Source organism: Staphylococcus xylosus (assembly GCF_002732165.1).
GTDB classification, from domain to species: domain Bacteria; phylum Bacillota; class Bacilli; order Staphylococcales; family Staphylococcaceae; genus Staphylococcus; species Staphylococcus xylosus.
In genome coordinates this window covers 171,741-192,339 of sequence record NZ_MRZO01000002.1, presented here as the reverse complement: position 1 = coordinate 192,339, position 20,599 = coordinate 171,741, and the positions used below count along the sequence as shown (strand labels likewise).

General features: G+C 30.4%; 14 protein-coding genes. 9 read left to right on the top strand and 5 right to left on the bottom strand.

All coding sequences use genetic code 11. From position 1 onward, the window contains the following. Window positions 1-35: 35 nt before the first annotated feature. Window positions 36-3,224, bottom strand: coding sequence for a CDP-glycerol--glycerophosphate glycerophosphotransferase (locus BTM19_RS04235; RefSeq protein WP_029378732.1), 3,189 nt, complete (start codon window positions 3,222-3,224; stop codon window positions 36-38). A 103-nt stretch (window positions 3,225-3,327) separates the two neighbouring features. Here BTM19_RS04235 and BTM19_RS04230 point away from each other — a divergent pair, with 103 nt between their 5' ends. Together BTM19_RS04230 and BTM19_RS04225 are read left to right on the top strand one after the other, a co-directional pair. Then, a complete protein-coding gene (locus tag BTM19_RS04230; protein WP_029378733.1) occupies window positions 3,328-4,770 on the top strand; it encodes a glycosyltransferase family 2 protein in 1,443 nt (480 codons plus the stop codon). 218 nt (window positions 4,771-4,988) lie between these two features. Then, window positions 4,989-7,016: an acyltransferase family protein gene (locus BTM19_RS04225; RefSeq protein WP_099265739.1), complete on the top strand. Its 2,028-nt coding sequence runs from the start codon at window positions 4,989-4,991 to the stop codon at window positions 7,014-7,016. A gap of 487 nt (window positions 7,017-7,503) precedes the next feature. Here BTM19_RS04225 and BTM19_RS04215 read toward each other — a convergent pair whose 3' ends face one another. The 3 genes from BTM19_RS04215 to cidR all read right to left on the bottom strand — a co-directional run bounded on the left by BTM19_RS04215 (window position 7,504) and on the right by cidR (window position 9,411). Continuing rightward, the gene (locus BTM19_RS04215) at window positions 7,504-7,878 is read right to left on the bottom strand and encodes a hypothetical protein (protein ID WP_029378736.1); all 375 of its coding nucleotides are present in this window, start codon (window positions 7,876-7,878) and stop codon (window positions 7,504-7,506) included. Then, window positions 7,875-8,411, bottom strand: a complete 537-nt coding sequence (locus BTM19_RS04210; protein ID WP_029378737.1) for an acyl-CoA thioesterase — start codon at window positions 8,409-8,411, stop codon at window positions 7,875-7,877. The genes BTM19_RS04215 and BTM19_RS04210 overlap by 4 nt, the downstream gene beginning before the upstream one ends. A gap of 112 nt (window positions 8,412-8,523) precedes the next feature. Then, window positions 8,524-9,411 (bottom strand): cidABC operon transcriptional activator CidR, encoded by an 888-nt coding sequence (gene cidR, locus BTM19_RS04205; RefSeq protein WP_029378738.1) that lies wholly within the window; start codon window positions 9,409-9,411, stop codon window positions 8,524-8,526. A 210-nt stretch (window positions 9,412-9,621) separates the two neighbouring features. Here cidR and BTM19_RS04200 point away from each other — a divergent pair, with 210 nt between their 5' ends. The 6 genes from BTM19_RS04200 (at window position 9,622) to BTM19_RS13035 (ending at window position 16,175) form a co-directional block, all read left to right on the top strand. Continuing rightward, complete coding sequence (locus BTM19_RS04200) at window positions 9,622-10,422, top strand: Cof-type HAD-IIB family hydrolase (protein ID WP_038679487.1); 801 nt, start codon at window positions 9,622-9,624, stop codon at window positions 10,420-10,422. Between the two features lie 163 nt (window positions 10,423-10,585). Further along, window positions 10,586-11,965, top strand: coding sequence for an MFS transporter (locus tag BTM19_RS04195; RefSeq protein ID WP_099265738.1), 1,380 nt, complete (start codon window positions 10,586-10,588; stop codon window positions 11,963-11,965). 303 nt (window positions 11,966-12,268) lie between these two features. After that, window positions 12,269-13,339: an acyltransferase gene (locus BTM19_RS04190; protein WP_038679489.1), complete on the top strand. Its 1,071-nt coding sequence runs from the start codon at window positions 12,269-12,271 to the stop codon at window positions 13,337-13,339. Window positions 13,340-13,636: 297 nt separating this feature from the next. Next, the gene (locus BTM19_RS04185) at window positions 13,637-14,374 is read left to right on the top strand and encodes a metal ABC transporter ATP-binding protein (protein ID WP_029378747.1); all 738 of its coding nucleotides are present in this window, start codon (window positions 13,637-13,639) and stop codon (window positions 14,372-14,374) included. Beyond that, window positions 14,367-15,206 (top strand): metal ABC transporter permease, encoded by an 840-nt coding sequence (locus tag BTM19_RS13040; protein ID WP_029378748.1) that lies wholly within the window; start codon window positions 14,367-14,369, stop codon window positions 15,204-15,206. Before BTM19_RS04185 ends, BTM19_RS13040 begins: the two co-directional genes overlap by 8 nt. A gap of 15 nt (window positions 15,207-15,221) precedes the next feature. After that, on the top strand, window positions 15,222-16,175 hold the full coding sequence (locus BTM19_RS13035) for a metal ABC transporter substrate-binding protein (protein WP_103262208.1): 954 nt from the start codon (window positions 15,222-15,224) through the stop codon (window positions 16,173-16,175). A gap of 456 nt (window positions 16,176-16,631) precedes the next feature. Here the strand turns inward: BTM19_RS13035 and mgtE are convergent, their stop codons facing one another. Further along, entirely contained in the window at window positions 16,632-18,017 is a 1,386-nt protein-coding gene (mgtE, locus tag BTM19_RS04175) for a magnesium transporter (RefSeq protein WP_029378750.1), read from the bottom strand. A gap of 995 nt (window positions 18,018-19,012) precedes the next feature. Here mgtE and fadX point away from each other — a divergent pair. Further along, complete coding sequence (gene fadX, locus BTM19_RS04170) at window positions 19,013-20,587, top strand: fatty acid degradation protein FadX (RefSeq protein WP_029378751.1); 1,575 nt, start codon at window positions 19,013-19,015, stop codon at window positions 20,585-20,587. Window positions 20,588-20,599 lie beyond the last annotated feature (12 nt).

The window sequence follows — 20,599 nt, the reverse complement described above, 5'->3', positions numbered from 1 at the left end:
AGAATGAGTTTTCTGTTCTACTCCCTTATATGTTTTTAAAAGAAGCGTTGAACTATACTTTTAGCAGCAGTGCCAGTTTCAAAAGTACAGAAACGATTATAGAATGCTTCATATTTATCTTTATAAGTTTCTTGAACTTGATCAATGTTTTCTATTGATTGAATTAAGTCCTCGTTTGTTTTTAAAAGAGGTCCAGGTGCTTGATCTTCAAAATCAAAATAAAATCCTCTAAGACTGTTTTTATAGTGTTCAAGATCATAAGTAAAGAACAATAATGGTTTTTTTGTGTTAGCGTAATCAAACATAACTGACGAATAGTCAGTAATACAGATATCAGCAATGAGGTATAAATCACTTATTTCATTATAATTACTGCCATTAATCACAAAATCATTTAGACTACTGTCTAAATGTAAAGCATTACTGATAATAATATGTGGGCGCAAAATTAAAATATAATCATCACTTAAGCGTTTTTGCATTTCATATAAATCTATTTGCAGATTAATGATATGTTTTTTTGCTTTTGTAAGTTCGTCGTCACGGAATGTCGGAGCGTATAAAATTACTTTACGGTCATCATGAATACCTAATTTTTGTTTAATATGAATGCGTTCATTTTCTAATATAGTTTCGTCTTGATAAAATACGTCATTTCTTGGGTACCCAACTTCTAGTATCTCTTTATGAAAATCAAAAGCAGATTTAAAGCATTCTGTTGCATAAGGACTTGGTGATACAAGATAGTCCCAATATTTTATTGCATGATTGACACGATTTTTATAACCATCATCACGGCCGGCAAAAGTTTCAATATCATTCAACATTTTTTTGAGTGGAGTTCCATGCCAAGTTTGAATATAAAGCGTATCTTTCGGCTTGTTAATATAGTAAGGGAAATTCTGATTGTTAATCCAATACTTAGCGCGTGATAAATAATGATAATATTCTGGTGATAAACGTTTTATTGATTTAACGTTCGCATCATTAAATGGATATTGTGTGTTGCTGACCCATACAATTTGGTATTGGTCACTGTGTTGTTTTAAAGCATCATAAATCACTTTTGGACTATCGCTAACTGACTTACCAACATTACTTTCGAATACTACCAAATCTTTTTTAACAGGAACGACTTTAGATATTGCACTATTATACTTATCCATAACTTTAAAATAACGCTTATCTCTTCTAAAACGTTTAAATAAATGTTGAGATAAAATATCGTATTTTATCTTACTTTTAAATTGATTCTTTGTTTTAAAATTATTAACTTCTGTATAGATTCGTTCGCTATTATGACGGTCATTAAAGTTATAGAAACGTTGCGCTTTTATGCTAACGCTTTCATCTGTTATATAGTCGTTTGCTATTATTCTAGTAAGTTGTGCTTCTAAATCTTTTTGATTATTTACGATTAATCCAGGTAGTTCTTCCTCAATATTAATATGAGAGGGTTCTTTCCCTAAAAATTGATCTTTATCAAATTGATAATAAATCACAGGTTTAGCTAAAAAACTAAAATCAAAGGCGACACTAGAATAATCTGTAATCATCAATTTACTTTCTTGTATGAGTTGTTGAACGTCCACATCGCCTTGCTTAATACTTGTAACATGCTGTGGTACATCAAATAAATCAATAAATGGTTGCATGTTAGGATGTAAACAGAAAATGACTTTTGTGCCTTGTTCTGCAATATTTTTGACTTTATCGCTGTTAATTAAAGTATTCATACGTTCTAGGTATTCAGAGGATTCTAACTGTTCATAGTTAGTTAACCAATCTCTCCATGTAGGCATAATTAAGATTTGATTTTTTGTCTGAATGTCTTTATTGAACAGTTCGTCAAATCTAGCTAAGCCTGTAACTTTAACTTGTGCTTCATCAAATTTTAAATCTCTAACTACAATCTCTTTTTCGCGCTCTGAACTTGTTATAAAGATGTCTACATTGAAGTCTTTTAATTGATTACCATTAATCTGAGTTAAATTTTTAGTTCCTAAGACACCATGTTGTAAAAACACTCTAGTGGCAGTAATTTTTCTTGTATAGGCTGCACTGTTAGTTGGGAACAATAATTCTGGATGATGTGTTGAACAAATATAATCTGCTTGCAACATTACTGAAAAATGTTCAGGAGATTGATAGTAAATGACATTACCAAGTGGTAATACATTTTTTGCTTCATTTGAGTGTTCATCAATAATGTAATAAACAGGTAATTCTGGATGATACGTTCTCATATATTTAAAGAAATGATATCCATTATCTTGAGCTTTATAAGATTTTTCTCCGATAATCCAAACTTTATTCTTAGATTTTAGAGATAGGTTTTTTAATGAAGGTGTTTTTAGACTTTGAAGATAAGTCAGGTAACTTTCAATGCTATAGCGATTTATGCGAAAAGATAAGTTACGACCTTTCATTGTGAAATAAGGTGTGATAGAGACAATTTCCTCTTTATAATCTGTAATAATTTCCCCTTTAAGGAACCGTTCTGTAATAATTCTAGGATTACCAAGTTTGATTAGAAGTGGTTCAGCTGATTCTTGTACATCAACTTTCAAATAAATATCTATAACATCTTCTGTTTCAAAAGGATATTTCATAAAGTCGATTAATTCATTATAAATATCTACTGAAAATTTAAAATTATTAGTATGTCTCCGTTTATTTTCACTTTTCAAAGTGATTGGTAAAGGTATTTCAGTTTCGCGTTCCGTAAAGCGCGTACGTATTACGATACTAGATTTTTGAACAACAGCATTTAATGTTGAAAATTCTCCTGTAATATAAGCTTCACTATTGTTAAATTTAAGTGCATCAATATGACGTCTTGAAAAGAATACTTTTTGTGGTACATAACTCTCCATAGAAAGATGTAAAAAACCATTTTTGGTGATATACGGATGAATAACATCCGAGCCATCTGAAATCTCTGATAAATTAAAAACAGAAGATCGCTCACCTGTTACCTTAATATTTTTTTGGGTCGTAATAATTGCATCGGATTCTTCCATAATTAAAAAAATTTTACTTCTATTATAAGATTTAAACGCTTTCAAAATTTCGTTTAAATCAATTTCAAAATTACAAAATTCATCTACTGGATTATACGAAATAGAATGGAATTCATTTTTCACATATAATTTCCTAATACTATTATTTTGTTGATTGAAAGAAATATAAAGTATAGAACCTTCTTGATTAATATGTCGCAAGCTACTGGCCTCCAATAAATTTAATAAGTTGTAACAATTATAACGTATAAATTGTTATAATAATATTTAAATTAACATAATGTATTAATATAAATATGAAAAGGTGATTATAATCGAAGATAAAAATATTATTTTTTCTATTGTTATTACTACTTTTAATAATAAAAATACAATAGAAAAAACTTTGGACTCAGTAATGGAACAAAGTTTAGACTCAGATTTATATGAGATAGTTATTGTTGATGATTGTTCAAACGATGGTACATGGGAAATATTGAAAGGATATAATAATTTTAATATTAAAAAGTATAGATTAGCCCGAAATAGTGGTGGACCATCTATACCTAGAAATACTGGTATTGAACATAGTATTGGTAAGTATTTATACTTTTTGGATGGTGATGATTGGTTAGAACAGAATATTTTGGAAACGATTTCAATTAATAAAAAATGGCATAAAAGTGATTTGATTATTTCAAAAGTCATTAAACATACAGAGAAAAATCAATCTGTTCATGCGAGATTTATGACAGCTAAGACATACATTAATGAGCAAAGTTACAAAATCCCCTATTTATATTATTATTTAGGTCCTGGTGGAAAGTTTATTAAGCGTGAGTTAATAGAAAAACATGATATAAAATTTCCAATAAATTTACACTTTGGAGAAGATAAACTATTTTTTGTGAAAGTATATGAAAAAGCGCAAAAAGTAACAACTACAACGTGCATTGGAGTGCATATCAATCGCTATTCAGATAATATTTCAATTGTTAGAAGAACTCATTTTATTAAAAAGAGAGAAAGTGATCTAGCTATATTTGATTATGTATTGGATATGAAAGACAAAAAACGTCGAGATAAGTTGTTATTGCGAAATTTAGAATATGATTTATTAACAAGTTGTAATTCTCATATCTTTTTAGATTCATCAAAAGAAACTAAAGTAAATGTTTTTGAAATGATTAAAACAGTATTTGAAAATGTATATGTCAAAAAACGCATTGTGCCACAAATTGATGCTAAGTTTAATGATGCCGTAATAGCAATTTATAGCAATGATTTTAATAAATTTGAAGCCTACTTTGAATGGTTGAAGAGAGGTCATAAGTTATTAGAAAAACTATCTGATAACCATTATGAATTCAAAGATACTGATGACAATGATTTTAGAATAATAACGCCATTTGCAAACTTAAAAAATTTACAAGTAATGCAAAAAGCTATGTACCTTCAAATAGAAGTTAATAATTTGAAAGATAGTAGAATAAAAGAAATTCAATTAGAAAGTCGTACGTATTATAAACAAAATATAACTTATGAAGAAACGACATTGAAAGATGGTTTTTTTACAATCAAGTTAAATCAAGAACTATTAGAGTCACTAGCTACAGGTATTTATAACATTATAATTATTTATGATGAGTATAAAACATTAAATGTTAAGTACGGATATACTAAAAAAATAAAAAACACTTCAACAACAGCTACTATCTATCCAACTATCAATGGTAATTTAGCGCTTAAGATTCAACGAAATGAATGATGTGAAGTAACTATGTGTATGTTTTTTTCTTTGAAAAGAATTATGTGATTTTAATATTTGTTTCAGCAATGTTTAAACATTTGTATCGTGTCATATGATTTAAGCGTAGACAGAGGGAAGACAGAAAGCTATTGTCAAACTTCTGTCACGCGCTTATGTGTTTTCTATCATCAATAAGTCATGGGAAGTAATGAGTATATTTTATTAAGGGGATTAAAATGAATCAAAATAAAAATTTAATTGATATTGAACGCAAATTTCGTCCTGAAATTGAAGGACTAAGAATAGTAGCAGCACTACTTGTCGCTATTTATCATATATGGTTTGGAAGAGTGTCGGGAGGCGTGGACGTCTTCTTTGTTATATCTGGTTTTTTAATAACAACATCTATTATCTCAACCATAAATAAAACTGGAGAATATAAGTTTTGGCCATACATATCTAAATTATTGAAGCGTCTCTTACCATCAGCATTATTTATAGTTTTGGTGACATTGGTGTTAAGTTTCTTCTTTTTACCGCTTACGATTTTAACGAAAACGATTAAAGAAGCACTAGCTTCAATATTTTATTATCAAAACTGGCAGCTTGCATTTAGTAGTACAGATTACTTAGATGCTAACCAAATGAAGAGTCCACTTGAACATTTTTGGGCCATGTCTATCCAAGGCCAATTTTATCTTATTTGGTTTTTATTATTTACATTTGTTTTATATTTAGTACGAAAATATGCGCTATCGAATGGCAAAAAACTTGTTAACTTTTTACTAACGACTATATTCATAGTGTCATTTATTTATTCCATATATCTTACCCAAGTTAATCAACCTTTTGCATACTTCATTACATTTACAAGGGTATGGGAATTCGCTTTAGGTGGTTTATTATGTGTTAATTTAGGACGAATCAAAATTAATCGTTTAGCAGCTGCTATTATTGGCTGGATAGGTTTAGTAGGATTGATATTAACAGGTGCTTTATTTGATGTGTCTAAACTATTCCCTGGATATATTGCCTTATGGCCAATGACATGTGCATTACTTATTGTTCTTTCTGGTAATGTGGATACAAAATATGGTGTGAAAAGATTTTTAGCATTACCTATTATGACAAAACTAGGGGGTATATCCTTTGGTATTTATTTATGGCACTGGGTATTACTTTCTTTCTATAAGTTTAAAATTGCAGAAGAGCCAGGACTAATATCAGGTGTAATGATTATTTTGTTATCAATTGGTTTATCTTTCTTTATGACGAGGTTTATTGAAGCACCTATTAGAAACGGTCAAAATAATAAAAAAGCTTTTTCAAAGTTAGGTAAAGTATTATCAGTGAATTTAATTTTAATTGTGTCATTATTTGTGATGGGTGTAATGAAAAACAGCGGTTCTGATAAGGAAGTAAGCCATAAATATTATCCGGGTGTAGATGCAGTCGCCAAAAGTGAAGAAATTGAAGAGCAAAACCCTATGCCAAATTTTGCAAAAGTGTTTGATGATTTACCTCAATCTCATCTTGATAATAGTAACCAAAACCTTAAAGAAACAGATGTAAAAGTAGGTGAATATGGTAAAACAAAGAACTATAAAGCGACTATTGCTTTAGTTGGAAGTTCTCACTCTGAGCATTGGCTTGGTGGATTTATTAAAGCGGCAGATAAAAATGGTTATAGAATATTGAATATTACACGTTCTGGCACACGTTTTTCTACTGGCTATGAAGATGATAGCCCTAAAGGAAAATGGGTTAAAAATGTTAACGACTATTTACAGCATCATAAAGATATAGACTTAGTTGTATCACATGCAACTTCAGCTGCTAGCGATAGCAAATGGGTTCAAAATCAAATGATTAATCAATTGAATATTGTGAAGGATGAGTATGATATGGATGTTCTTGCTATACGAGATATTCCAACTTATGATTTTAGTGTTCCTGAAGAATTTGAAAAGTTTGGCGAAGAGAAAACTATCAAAAAAATGAACGATTTTGAAAGCCAAAAAGACATATCATATTGGCAAGATTTTGCTGAAAATGATGAGAGACTATACAAATTTGACCCTACTGAATTTTTTAAAGTAGATAATCAATATGCGCCAGTAATTGGAAATATTAATATTTATAGAGACATGGATCATATGACAAATACGTATTCAGAGTCTTTCGGTAATGTACTGGCCGAAAAGTTAAAATACATTATTGAAAACAAGGAAGAGAATAAAGAAGTAAACTTAAACAATATATAAAATTGTAGATAATGATAGATACTGTCAATACAATGATTACGGCCGAGACATCAAAATTATGTCTCGGCCATTTTAATCTATGTCAATTCTTACATTATCCAATAAACTATTATGTTTAGATTCACAATCAAAACGCTAGGATAAGGGAATCAGAGTTTTGGTCTTTGATTTTAATTACTATTGGGTAGTGGTTTAGGGAACAGGAGTGATGTTGTATTATCGGTTTAATGATATTACGAATGCTTTATACTAACAACTCTGACTCGCTAAATTTTTGGCTTTTATAAAATGATTTGTTTTATACGACTCTGTTAATAGTTGGCCATCATTGGAAACGTAAGAATAATTTTCATCTAAAGTTGTAACTTCTGTTGGAAATAACCAATATAGCTTACCTACTATAAAGGTTTGGTTGCTTTTGACGCATACATATCTACACTCGGATATGCTCATTAAGTACACCTCATTTTTTAAAAGCTTGCTCTAACTATTTAATAATCGTATTCTGAAATACGAAGCTAGGTTCAGCGCCTAAAATAATGAGAAATACTTGTGAATAAGCTATATCTTGAAATTTTTGAATCATACCATAGAAATCATTAAATGAATCATTACTTTTTACTTTTTCAACTTCTTGTTCGTATAAACTTAAAACAGAATCTCTAATTAAAGAGGGTCTGTTTTCTTGAATAACATATGAGTCTTCTGAAAACATAAGTAATCCTAAATATTTATAATGTATGCTCAGTTGTCTAGTTAAACTGGCAATATATTCTAATTTTAAGTAGAGTTCTGGTGAATGAACTTGTAATTGAGACAGATTTGTTTTAATTTGTTGTAGTTTTTCCATTTCGTTTATCATTTGTTTACAACCTCCAATGCCCAGGGCTTAACTGTATTAAGTGACTGAATAAGGTGTTTACTTTGTTGACGTCTATGCTTTCGCATGTTTGCTCTATCTTCTCCATGCATATACAATAATTTTTCTTCTTGGGTTTGAGGTGTGATATTTGCTACTTTGATTGGTTTTTTATGTTCATCTAGAGCAACAAATGTTAAAAAGGCAACTGCAGCTATTTTTCGCTCAGCAGTTATCATGTCTTCTGCAATTACTTTACAAAATATTTCCATTGATTTTTCTCCTGTATAAGCTACATAAGATTCAATACAAACAGAGTCTAATTGGGTAATAGGATGTAAAAATTCTATAGAATCAGTGGATGCAGTCACACATTCTTTAACTCGTGCATGTCTTCGTGCTGATAAAGTAGCGTTATTATCAATTTTTTTCATTAATACGCCACCAAATAAGGTATTATAATTGTTTAAATCATTAATTAATACTTGATCAGTACTAATAATTTTACTGTCGTTCGGATACTTATAATTTTCCATAACTTATCTCCCGTTTATATTATTTATTACACATTAAATTATAGGAGGAGCAGTTATAACTATAAAATATCTATAATTTATAAAGGTATAAAATTTACAAATACCTTGTTCTTTAATCATTCAATAAAAAGTTTTCTTGTATAAATTTAATCCAATTTTTAGTAAGTGAATCGACTATTGTATCTTTTCTCCAAATAAGTGCTAACTCCCATTTCATCGATGCTTCATTGATGTTTATTGCTGTTAAATCAGAGTCTAATAATTCTAAAATTCCTTCTGGTAGCACACAAACGCCCATATTATTTAAAAGCATTTCTCCAATAAAACTCCATTGTGTTGTTTCAAAAATAACATTTGGATTAAATCCATGATTTCTACAAATATTAATAATTTTATCGTTTAGATAAAAGTCAGAGTTAAATAAAATAAATTCCTCATTTACTAAATCTTCTATATCTATCATCTGTTTATTAGCGAGGTGATGGTTTTTATGCACGACGAGCTTTAGAGACTCCTCTAAAAATGCAAAAGTACTAAAAATTTTAGTATCAGTTGGTAAAACGGTGATGCCCATGTCTAAATCTCCATAATAAATATCATTTTCAATTTTTTTGCTTCCATTTTCAAAAAGTTGGAAAGTCACATTTGGATAAGACTCATGAAACTGAGAAATTAAATTAATCAGTTTTCGTATATTAATGATAGTGGGTATGCCTATTTTTAAATGACCGGACTTCATTTCTAGTAAATTGCTTAAATCGTTAGGAATGTTGTCATACATTTTTAGCATCTCTTTACATTGGAAGAAAAATGCCTCACCAGCGTCTGTTAAATAAATTTGGTTTTTAAATCTGTGAAATAAAGTAACATCTAATTCATCTTCTAATAATTTGATTGTATTGCTAATAGTAGGCTGTGTAATAAATAGTTTTGACGCTGCCTTAGTCATGCTTTTTAAATTAACCACTTCCACGAAGTACTTCATATGTCTGAGCTCCATTATATTTTGCTCTCCTTAAATAAAAGCGTTATTTATATGCTTATTGTATATTGAATTTATATATTTATTATATATCAACTATTAATGTGGTAAAAGTTATATATTTTTTCACTGAAGAATAGAATACTCAGTTTATTGAATGTAAATATTGTTTTTTCTATTAGCAAATAGATACAATTAGTATAAATATTAATCATAGGGGGCATAAAAGTGAATATTAAGCTTATTGTTGCAGATATGGATGGTACTTTTTTGAATAGTGACAGTCAATTTAATAGCGAATCTTTTCAATTATTAAAAGAAAATTGTGAAGAACATCAAATTCGCTTTGTCTTTTGTACTGGAAAACAATGTGAGCGTGTTGAAAGTATTATTGGAGAGTTGTCCAAAGATACATTTATTGTTGGAGATAGTGCAACGAGGATTAAATATAATGGAGAGTTTATTTATAATGCCAAAATTAAAAATACAAAAGGGAAAGAAATTATACAGACGATTCAAGATATTGATCAAACACAAACCATATTAGGTTGTACTGAAAAGGGCGCTTATGTATTAAATCACATACCAGAAATTGAAAAGAAAATTGTGCATGGCTCATTTCAAAACGTAACATATATCAATGATTTTGCTGAAGTTGAAGATGATTTCTTAAAAATTTCAGCTCATGATGCTATGGGAAATTGTAAGACTACTGCTAATCAAATAAAGCATTATGAGTCAGAGGTTTATATTATAGCTTCTGATGATGAGTGGATTGATATCGCAGATTTAGGTGTTAATAAGGGGACAACGATTCGGCGAATACAAAGATTACTGCAAATAAGTCCCACAGATACAATAGCATTTGGGGACGGGTTAAATGACATTGATTTGTTTAAAGCAGCTAAATATAAAGTTGCGATGGACAATGCATACCCAGAATTAAAGAAAGAAGCTAATTTAATAGCAAAAAATAATGATGAAGATGGTGTGGTACAAACACTTAATTTATTATTAGGCTTTAAATAAGTTGTGAATATGAAAAACTACTAAAAAATAACTAAAAACATTATAATGCTCACAATAATTCAATGTTTCTGTGATATTATCAGTTAGGAGTAGAATGAGGAGAGTTTTTAAGAAACTTTCATTATTCTAGCTTTATTATTGATATTAGGAGGCGTTTTACATCATGAGCACAAGCGAACATTCACGCTCTGGCAATAAATTGATTTTAGCAATTGTTTTAAGTATATTAACGTATTGGCTATTTGCCCAATCGTTTATAAATATATCAACACCAGTCCAACAGACTTATCATACTACTCCAGGAATTTTGAATTTGTCTGTTAGTATTACTTCTTTTGCAACGGGTATTTTTATGGTGGGTGCCGGTGATATATCAGATAAAATTGGTCGCTTAAAAATGACTTATATTGGCATTATTTTAAGTATTATAGGTTCACTATTAATTATTATTTCTGATATTACAGCGCTACTACTTATTGGTAGAATTTTGCAAGGGATTTCTGCAGCTATATTATTACCTTCAACAGTTGGTGTGTTCAACGATCAATTTAATGGTAAAGCATTACGAAGAGCTTTCAGTTATTTAATGATTGGTAGTGTAGGTGGTATAGGTTTAGCCTCTATGGTGGGAGGATTGATTGCTACATATATTAATTGGCAATCTAACTTTATACTATCCATTATTATAGCAATTATTGCATTTCTATTATTACTTGGTACAAAAGAAGAAGCTAAGGAAGTTATAGACAAACGACCTTTCGATTATGCAGGTATGTTAATATTTGCGGTACTTATAGGAAGTATTACTTTATTTACAACACAAGGCTTTGAACAAGGTTGGACAAGTCCTTTTTCAATGATTTGTTTAAGTATCTTTGTTATTTCGACAATTATATTTTACTTCTTTGAGCGTCGTAAACACCTACCATTTATAGATTTTGAGTTATTTCGCAATCGTGGTTTAATGGGATCATCTGTGATAAATTTTGTTTTAAACTCAGCTGTAGGTATTACAACGGTGTTTAATATGTATGCCCAGGTTGAATTAGGGTTGAGTTCATTTCAATCTGGATTAGTAACAGTACCTTATGTAATTATGGCAATTTTAATGATTCGTTTAGGTGAGAAAATATCGATGAAGCATGGTGGAAAACCAATGTTACTATTAGGACCAGCCTTTCCTGCAATTGGTATTATATTTATCAGTTTAACTATTTTACCATCTGAATGGTATATTGCAGCTGTCACGTTTGGTTTTGTCATTTGTGCCATTGGTAATGGTTTGTGTGCAACGCCTGGTTTAACTGTTGCAATATTAACTATTCCTGATGAAAAGGTGGGTCTAGCATCAGGACTTTATAAAATGAGTGCTACTTTAGGCGGTGCTTTTGGTATAGCAATGTACACGACTATTTTCGCGACATTACAAGTATCGAATAGTGCTAGTGTAGCAGCTGCTTGGTCAATGATTACAGGCGTATCCTTGATGATTATAGGTATCATTGTAGCGCAAATCATTATTCCTAAAAATATAAAAGCATAATTTATTTCGAGCAAATAAATAATATTATAGCTATCTAATCAATACTGTGAGGGCAGGATTAAGAAACTAATTTGAAAATTTTAGTTTCCATCCTACCCTCTTTTTATTAAAAAATTTCATTACATTAATATTAAGAAAAGATAACGTGCATCTCTTTCTTGAAAACTTGTGAACAAATTATATGCGTGTTGAATTATAATTATGTATTAGTTGTATTTTAAATTTATAATACATGTTATCATCAATTAGTTGCAATTTTATTAAATTTAAAAAATGCTTATAACAAATTTAGAGGTGCAGTTTATGAAATACTATGGAGAAATACCAGTCATAAGAGCTATAGCAACGATGTTAGTGCTTTGTATACATTTAACGGCACAATTATATAATTCAAATGGTGTTATCGTAGACCCAGTTTTATCTTATTTTAATCAAATAGCGAGGTTAGGGACACCTATTTTTGCAGTGATTAGTGCTTTTTTACTTACAAGTTCGACACTAAAGCGTGAGTTCGAACTACCTTATTTTATTAAATCTAGATTCACAAAAATTTTAATCCCTTATATACTTTGGACTACTTTATATCTTATATTGAGAATACTTTTATCGAATACGTATTATCCAGCAGGAACACCAATAATTAAGTACTATCTTTTAGGGACTGCAGAAATTCATTTGTACTTTATTTTAGTAGTGATTCAATTTTATGTGTTATTTCCTTTTGTGCATAAACTGAAAAAAGGAGCACCACTGATTATTGCGTATGTAATAGGAACGCTGATTAATGCGCTTTGGTTAAGCTATGGTAGTGGTGCAGTTACTTTGTATAGTGAAATGTTAAATACGTTCGTTAATAGTAAAGCATTTATCTTAAATTGGATATCTTTCTTTTTCCTCGGTATCTGTTATGCGAAGTATTATAAAGAAATTAATGATATTGTTTTAAAGTATAAAATATATTTCAAAATCATTGGAATCCTTCTATTTATCGATTTAATTATTAAAATTGACACTACAAACTTATATGGTTCGACGAACGTTGCTAATATTATATATATACCAATTTTTCTTGCTTTATTAATTATATTTTATAGCCATGTTAAGAATCATACGTTGTTAACTCAAACTTTAACAGTTATAGGTAATTATTCTATGGGAATTTATTTAATTCACGTTTTTATAATTATGGTATATAGACAAACTCCATATGTTGATATTGTAAATAATCCTTCTACATTTGTTGCTTCATATATCATTGTATTATGTATTTCAGTATTAGTGATTTATTTAATAAGTAAATTACCTTTCTCCAGTTTTATTGTTCCTATTCCATCTAAAAAAGCAATCGTAAATAAAAATTTAGAAAATAAATAGCCATTCAAACTTTCTGCCTTAGGTGGGAAGTTTTTTATTTATATTTAAGAAATATTAGCTGTTATTTTTTATTTCTTTAAGTATAAGGAAAAATTGAATTTTAACATTTTAGGTTTTAAGCGATAACATTAATTTGATCTGCCAATCGTTTTAAAATCAAAAATAACTGCAAAGTTAAACATATAATTATTGTTTTAATAACATCTTGAATAAAATTATTTTATTGACTAAATATCTAAATTAGGTTAGCCTAATATTATTGTTTTTATATCATAAAAGAAGGGAAGGAGTAATTTCATGTTAGATATAAAAAATTTATCTGTAACGTATGAAAATAAAACAGAAGCGTTACAAGATGTTTCTTTCCAACTTATAAAAGGACAAATTGTAGGCATTGTCGGGCCTAATGGGGCAGGCAAAACAACGTTAATTAAGTCTATAGTTAATTTGATGCCGCATAAAGGCATAGTACGCTTCAACGATTTGCCAATAGCTAAGCAACCTAAAAATATTTCATATGTCGAACAAAAAAGTAATATTGATTCAACATTTCCAATGAAAGTTTTAGATTGTGTGATGTTAGGGTTTTATCCGATATTAAAACCGTGGCAATTACCAAGTAAAAAACAAAAACATGAGGCTGAATTGGCACTTAAAAAAGTAAATATGCTTGAGTATAAAGATAATCAAATTGGAGAGCTATCAGGTGGACAATTTCAACGTGTACTTATTGCGAGAACACTCGTTCAACAAACAGATCTTATTTTATTAGATGAACCTTTTGTTGGTATCGATATTACAAGTGAAGAAATTATAGTCAAATTGTTAAAAGAGTTATCTCAAAAAGGTAAAACAATTATAATTGTTCATCATGACTTATCTAAAGTAGAGAAATACTTTGATAGTTTAATTATTTTAAATAAACGATTAATTGATTTTGGTTCGGTAGGGACAGTATTTAATAGCAGTAATTTAAAAGCTGCCTACGGTACTGATATTTTAATCGCTTCAGAAAGTGGGGCGCATCATGGTTAGTCAGTTTATACACGATGTATTTGAATTTAGTTTTCTACAACGAGCGCTCATTACTTCAATTGTAATAGGGATGATTTGTGGTGTGATAGGGTGCTTTATTGTACTTAGAAGTCTTGCTTTAATGGGAGACGCGATTTCACATGCTGTCCTACCTGGTGTGGCAATTTCTTATATGATGGGGATTAATTTCTTTTATGGGGCTGTGGTATTTGGTGTACTAGCGGCATTAGGCATTGGTTTTGTTAACCAAAACAGTAAGATTAAGAGTGATTCCTCAATAGGTATTGTATTTTCTTCATTTTTAGCGCTGGGTGTATTACTCATTACTAAAGCACAGTCATCCATAGATTTGACAGAAATTTTATTTGGTAACGTGTTAACTGTGAAGCCAGAAGATAGAACTATCACATTTATTGTAGTAGCGATTGTCTTGATAGTCATTATTGTATTTTATAAAGAATTTTTACTATCCAGTTTTGATCCCACAATGGCAGCTGCGTCTGGCTTACCAGTAAAATTCATCCACTATACGCTTATGGTTTTATTAACGTTAGTAACTGTAGCTTCACTACAAACAGTAGGTGTGATTTTAGTTGTTTCATTATTAATTACGCCAGCATCTACGGCTTATTTATTGACCAAAAGGTTATCAACGATGATCTTAACTTCTGCGTTGATAGGTATGGTGTCATCTGTGATTGGACTGTTCTTTAGCGTGACATTTAATTTACCATCAGGCGTAGTCATCGTGTTGGTAATTACAATCATATTCATCATTACATTCTTCTTAGCACCGAAAAATGGATTGCTATGGAAAATGATTAAATCATAGATAGGAGGTCTCACAATGAAAAAAATAATATTAATTTTAGCTACAGCGTTATTAACGATAATATTATCAGCATGTGGCAATAATCAAAAAGACACCGATTCTGACAATCAGCTGAAAGCTGTTGATAAAGATAAAGTTAAAGTCGTTACAAGTTTTTCAATGATTGAGGATATGGCCAAAGAAATAGGTGGGAAACATGTGGAAGTAACCAATCTTGTTCCGACTGGTACAGATCCACACGATTACGAGCCGCAACCAAGCGACATTAAACATTTATCTCAAGCTGATTTAGTTTTTTATAATGGGTTGAATTTAGAAGGTGGAGATCAAGGTTGGCTCTCTAAAGCTTTAAGTTCTACCGATTTTTCTAAAAAGAATGCTATTAAAGTATCAGAAGGGGTTTCACCTAAATACATTAAAGACGAAGATGGTAATAAAGAAGTAAATCCACATGCTTTCATCGACCCAAATGTTGGAGAAAAAATGATTAAAAATATTACAAAATCATTATCAGAAAGAAATCCCAAATATAAAAGTTATTATGAAGCTAATGAAAAAGAATACTTAAAGAAATTAAATAACATTGAGGATGACTATAACCAACAACTCGGTAGTATCCCTGAAGAAGACCGTGTATTTGTAGCTAGTGAGCAAGCCTTTCAATATCTGACTGACCGTTATGATCTAAAAGAAGGTTATATTTGGCCAATTGATACGGATGAGAATGGCACTCCAAATCAAATCAAAGATTTAACTAAATTTATAAAAAGTAATAAACCTGCTACTTTATTTGTAGAATCTAACGTCGATACACGTCCAATGAAAACAGTATCTAACGAAACCGGTGTACCTATTTATAAAAAACCAATCTATTCAGATGAAATAGGTAAAAAAGGTGAGCAAGCAGATACTTATTTGAAATACCTTGAATATAATTTAGATGTGCTTACAGATGGATTGAAAAAATAAAGAAAATTAATAGCACTAGAGGGACATTTATACTATAAGTAAAAACTTCAATAAACTAAAAATGGTAAGGCCAAGACGGCGATATCTAATGAGTAAAATTAGATTCTTGTCTAGCCTTGCCGTTTTTTTGTTTATAAGGATGGGACGTCTGCATGAGCCTTTGTTCAGGTCGTCTACTTGTGCATATTAGTAGTGATTACATAAGAATTTCATCTCAGGTAAATCTTTTATGCCTACCAATCCTAGTCATTTTGACTTGGTAGTGGGGCGATAAAATCTTTTTACCTAAATTAGATTATTATCTCATTCTAATACTATTTTAAATGTTCAGTGACTGACTAATGCCTAACCAGACGGTGTTTAAATTAATAAGTATATCGAGTGAGTTAAAGGAAGTTAACAAAAAACGCCACATACTCAAATAATTGAGTAGTGACGTTTTAAATGGAACATATTTTAAGTGAGAGAACTTATAAATGTTGTAGCAAGGCTGAAGTATACTAGCATGCTTACGATATCGTTAATCGTTGTGATGAAGGGACCACTAGCGACAGCTGGGTCAATACCTATCTTAGTCATTAAGAATGGTATTAATGAACCAATTGTAGTACCTACTGTCATAGCAATTGTTAAACTGATAGCTACAATCAAACCTAATAAAGGTTGGCTATAAATAATTAATATAACTAAAAAGAGGATAAAGCCACATACACTACTAGTGATTAAGCCGCTCGTTGATTCTTTTAGGGCGTGCTTAAATTTATTTTTCTTTTTCATTTCTCCTGTAGATATCCCTCTTACTGATACTGCTAATGATTGTGTACCTGTATTACCGGACATACCACTAATAATAGGAATAAACGCTGCGAGCAGTGACACTTTAGCTAAAGTATCTTCAAAAGAACTTAGTATAGTGGCAGTAATCATCCCTAAAAAGGTAAGTAATATTAACCAAGGTAAACGTTTAGTTGCTCTATTAATGACTGTGCCCTCTGCATCGCTCACATGGTCAAGAGCGGCCATTTTTAGATAGTCTTCATTTGCTTCTTTATCGATTACATCAATGATGTCATCTACAGTAATCATTCCTACTAGATGATTATAATTGTCAACTACTGGGATGGCTAAGAAATCATATTTACGCATCACATGTGCAATTTCTTCTTGATCTATAAAACTCTCAATTTTAATAACATCTGAATTCATCACATCGCTAATACGTTGGGTAGGATCTGAATTAATAATGTTTCTGAGAGAAAGCACGCCAATAAGTTCATTATCGTTATTTACTACATAGACTACATAAATCGTTTGTACTTTGCCGGAACGTGTCTTAATATGCTTCAATGCATCTCCAGCTGTCATTGTTGGTGAAATTGATATATATTCGGTTGTCATGATACTGCCAGCAGTTTCGTGGTGGTAACTCATTAAATTTTTAAGCTCATATGCTTTCTGATCTGGTAAGGAGTTGAAAATTTCTAATCTTTGATCATTATCTAATAAATTTAATACATAAGTTGCATCGTCATCTGACATTTTTAATATTGCTTCTCTAGAAAAATCATTAGGCATTTCTTTAAAGATAATTGACATATCTTGTCTTAGGCTTTCGGTATTACTTAAAATTTGTGCCATTTCTTCCGAATTTAGACAGTGATACATATATAACCTTTCTTCTTCATCCACTAGCAAGAAAAATTCACTTTTTTCATATGGATGTAAACAAGAAAAACTATATATAAATTGACTATCTTCTCCTTGTTGAATCATTTTCAATAACGCTTCATATTTATTGAATAACGCGTTATTTCTTTCTAGAATATTATTGTTTACTTTCATTTTATCATCTCCAATCACTAGGGTGTCTTATTTAAGGGAAGGTGATAGACATCATATTCATACAAAGTATTTCATAATTATTTACTTGTTCACTTAAAAAACATGTGTGCAATTATGACATATTTTCATCTTCTTAACAATATATTTAGGCTAACCTAATGTATAAATTAGATATTTATAATTATATGATGCGCGATATATACATAATTGTTAAGTTTCGCTTTTATTTATTTTAAAAAAGCAGACGATCGTAGCTGTCCAGATATAAAAAACACTTTCGCTTAATAAATTCGGCGAAAGTGTTTTAGTTTGATGTTTATAACAATGCACTGATTGTGTTTAATTAAAGTCCTAAAGCAGCAATTAAATCAACGATTGGTCCTAATAGTCCAGATAACATAATCAAGCGCCCCCTTGTTTAAATTGATATCATCAACATTCCTATGAAATGAGAATATGAAGTATTGTCTATGAATTCTGAGTCAAAGAAATTAAAGTCCTAAAGCAGCAATAAAATCAACGATTGGTCCTAATAATCCAGATAACATAATCAAGCGCCCCCTTGTTTTGAATTTATATTACATTTACATATTATTATAAAAGTTTTTGTATTCAAAATTTGTGTAAAAAAACATAACTTAAAACGTTAACTTTCTTCACAAAAATAAAATTCTTATGATTTATAGAACTTGAATAATAGTAGACTATTAACCAATCATCACAAGCACTCTCAGGTATTATTGCCTCTATATTATTACCAGATAACATTAAGTATATTAGATGAAAATATTAGTTTGCAGATGATGTTTAGTTGATAAATACCTTGATTATAAGTTGTGAAAAAGGAATTTAATTGTAATTTTTGAAATTTTTGCATAATTTTCAAAAATAATGGTATATTACATGTAAGGGCTTACATTTATAAAAAAGGAGAGGCTTTAAAAGGGGAAATTATGTATAACAGTTTGGATTAAATAAAGATAGGAGACACCTATATGAAAATTATTCCATTTTCAGATTTAACAAGCATCATTAAAAAAGGTGATGTTATAGCTCTGGCAGCCTTATCAACGGCTAATTTACCAGCTGAGATATTGAAAACGTTAGTCGAACATAATGATGAAGATCAATCTTTTAAGGATTTTACTTTTATGCTAGCGAATGACATTAGTGATTATCGTGGAGATAGTTATGATTTAGATTCTTTTACAACAAGGGGTATGATTAAGCGATTAATTACAAGCATCATTACTGGTTCACCAGAAACCATCAATGCAATGCGCAATAATGACATTGAAGCATATTATTTACCACAAGGTGTGATTACGACACACTATAGAAATAAAACACACGCTTCACCAGGCATAATATCTAAAATCGGCCTAAATACCAATGTAGATCCTCGTTATTCAGGAGGTAAAGTCAATACATGTACAACAGAGGATTTAGTGTCATTGATAGAAATTAATGATCAAAAGTATTTACAGTATCATTTTCCTGATATTGATATAGCACTATTAAGAGGTACATATGCCGACACAGATGGAAATATTTATATGACTCATGAGGCCCATTTAGGCGAAGGTTATAGTTTGGCGGCTGCAACGCATAGGAATAAAGGAAAAGTGATTGTTCAAGTTAAAGATGTTGTAGAAAAAGGCAGCTTTAACCCAAGCGATGTATTTATTCCAGGAAAGCTAGTGGATTATGTAGTGATTAATACGAATCCAAAGCTTCATAGACAGGTCGTACAAACACATTATGATCCAGCACTCTCTGGTCATTATCAAATTGTTAAGATGCGAGAACCATATATAGCTTTAGGTACCCGTAAAGTAATCTTGAGACGTGCAGCTCAATTTCTACTCGAGGGAGACGTAATCAGTATTGGTTTTGGCATAAATAATGAATTATCCAATGTGTTAATTGAAGAACAAGTGAATCATCTAGTACAACCAAATATTGATACAGGTGTTTTCGGTGGTTTAATCAGTAGTGGATCGCGATTTGGTATGAATTATAATTTGAGTGCTCGTATGAGACACGACATGACATGGGATTTCATTTATAACGATGGGTTAGATGTAGCGTATCTCAGTTTTGCCGAAGTTGATCAATATGGAAATGTAAATGTTTCAAAGTTTGGAGATAAAATGAATGGCTGTGGCGGCTTTATAGACATCAGCCAAACAGTGCACACCATTGTTTTTTCAGGTTCGATGGTTGTCGGGGGTCAACTATCGTATGAAAATAACAAAGTAACTGTGAAGCAAGAGGGTCATACTTCAAAATTTGTAAATAATATTGGTAATACGGATTTTAACGCCCACAACGCTTTGGAACTAAAGCAAGAAGTTTATTTTGTAACGGAACGCGCAGTTTTTGTATTAACGTCTAAGGGGTTAAAACTTCTTGAGATAGCACCTGGCTTGGATCTAGAAAAAGACATTTTAGCACATATGGCATTTAAACCTATCATTGCAGATGATATCAAAGTGACCGATAGCGATATTTATCAAGATGAATGGGGAGGATTGTCTCAAGCAATTAAGTCGGAACATCGTATTTAAATAAGGGGGAGA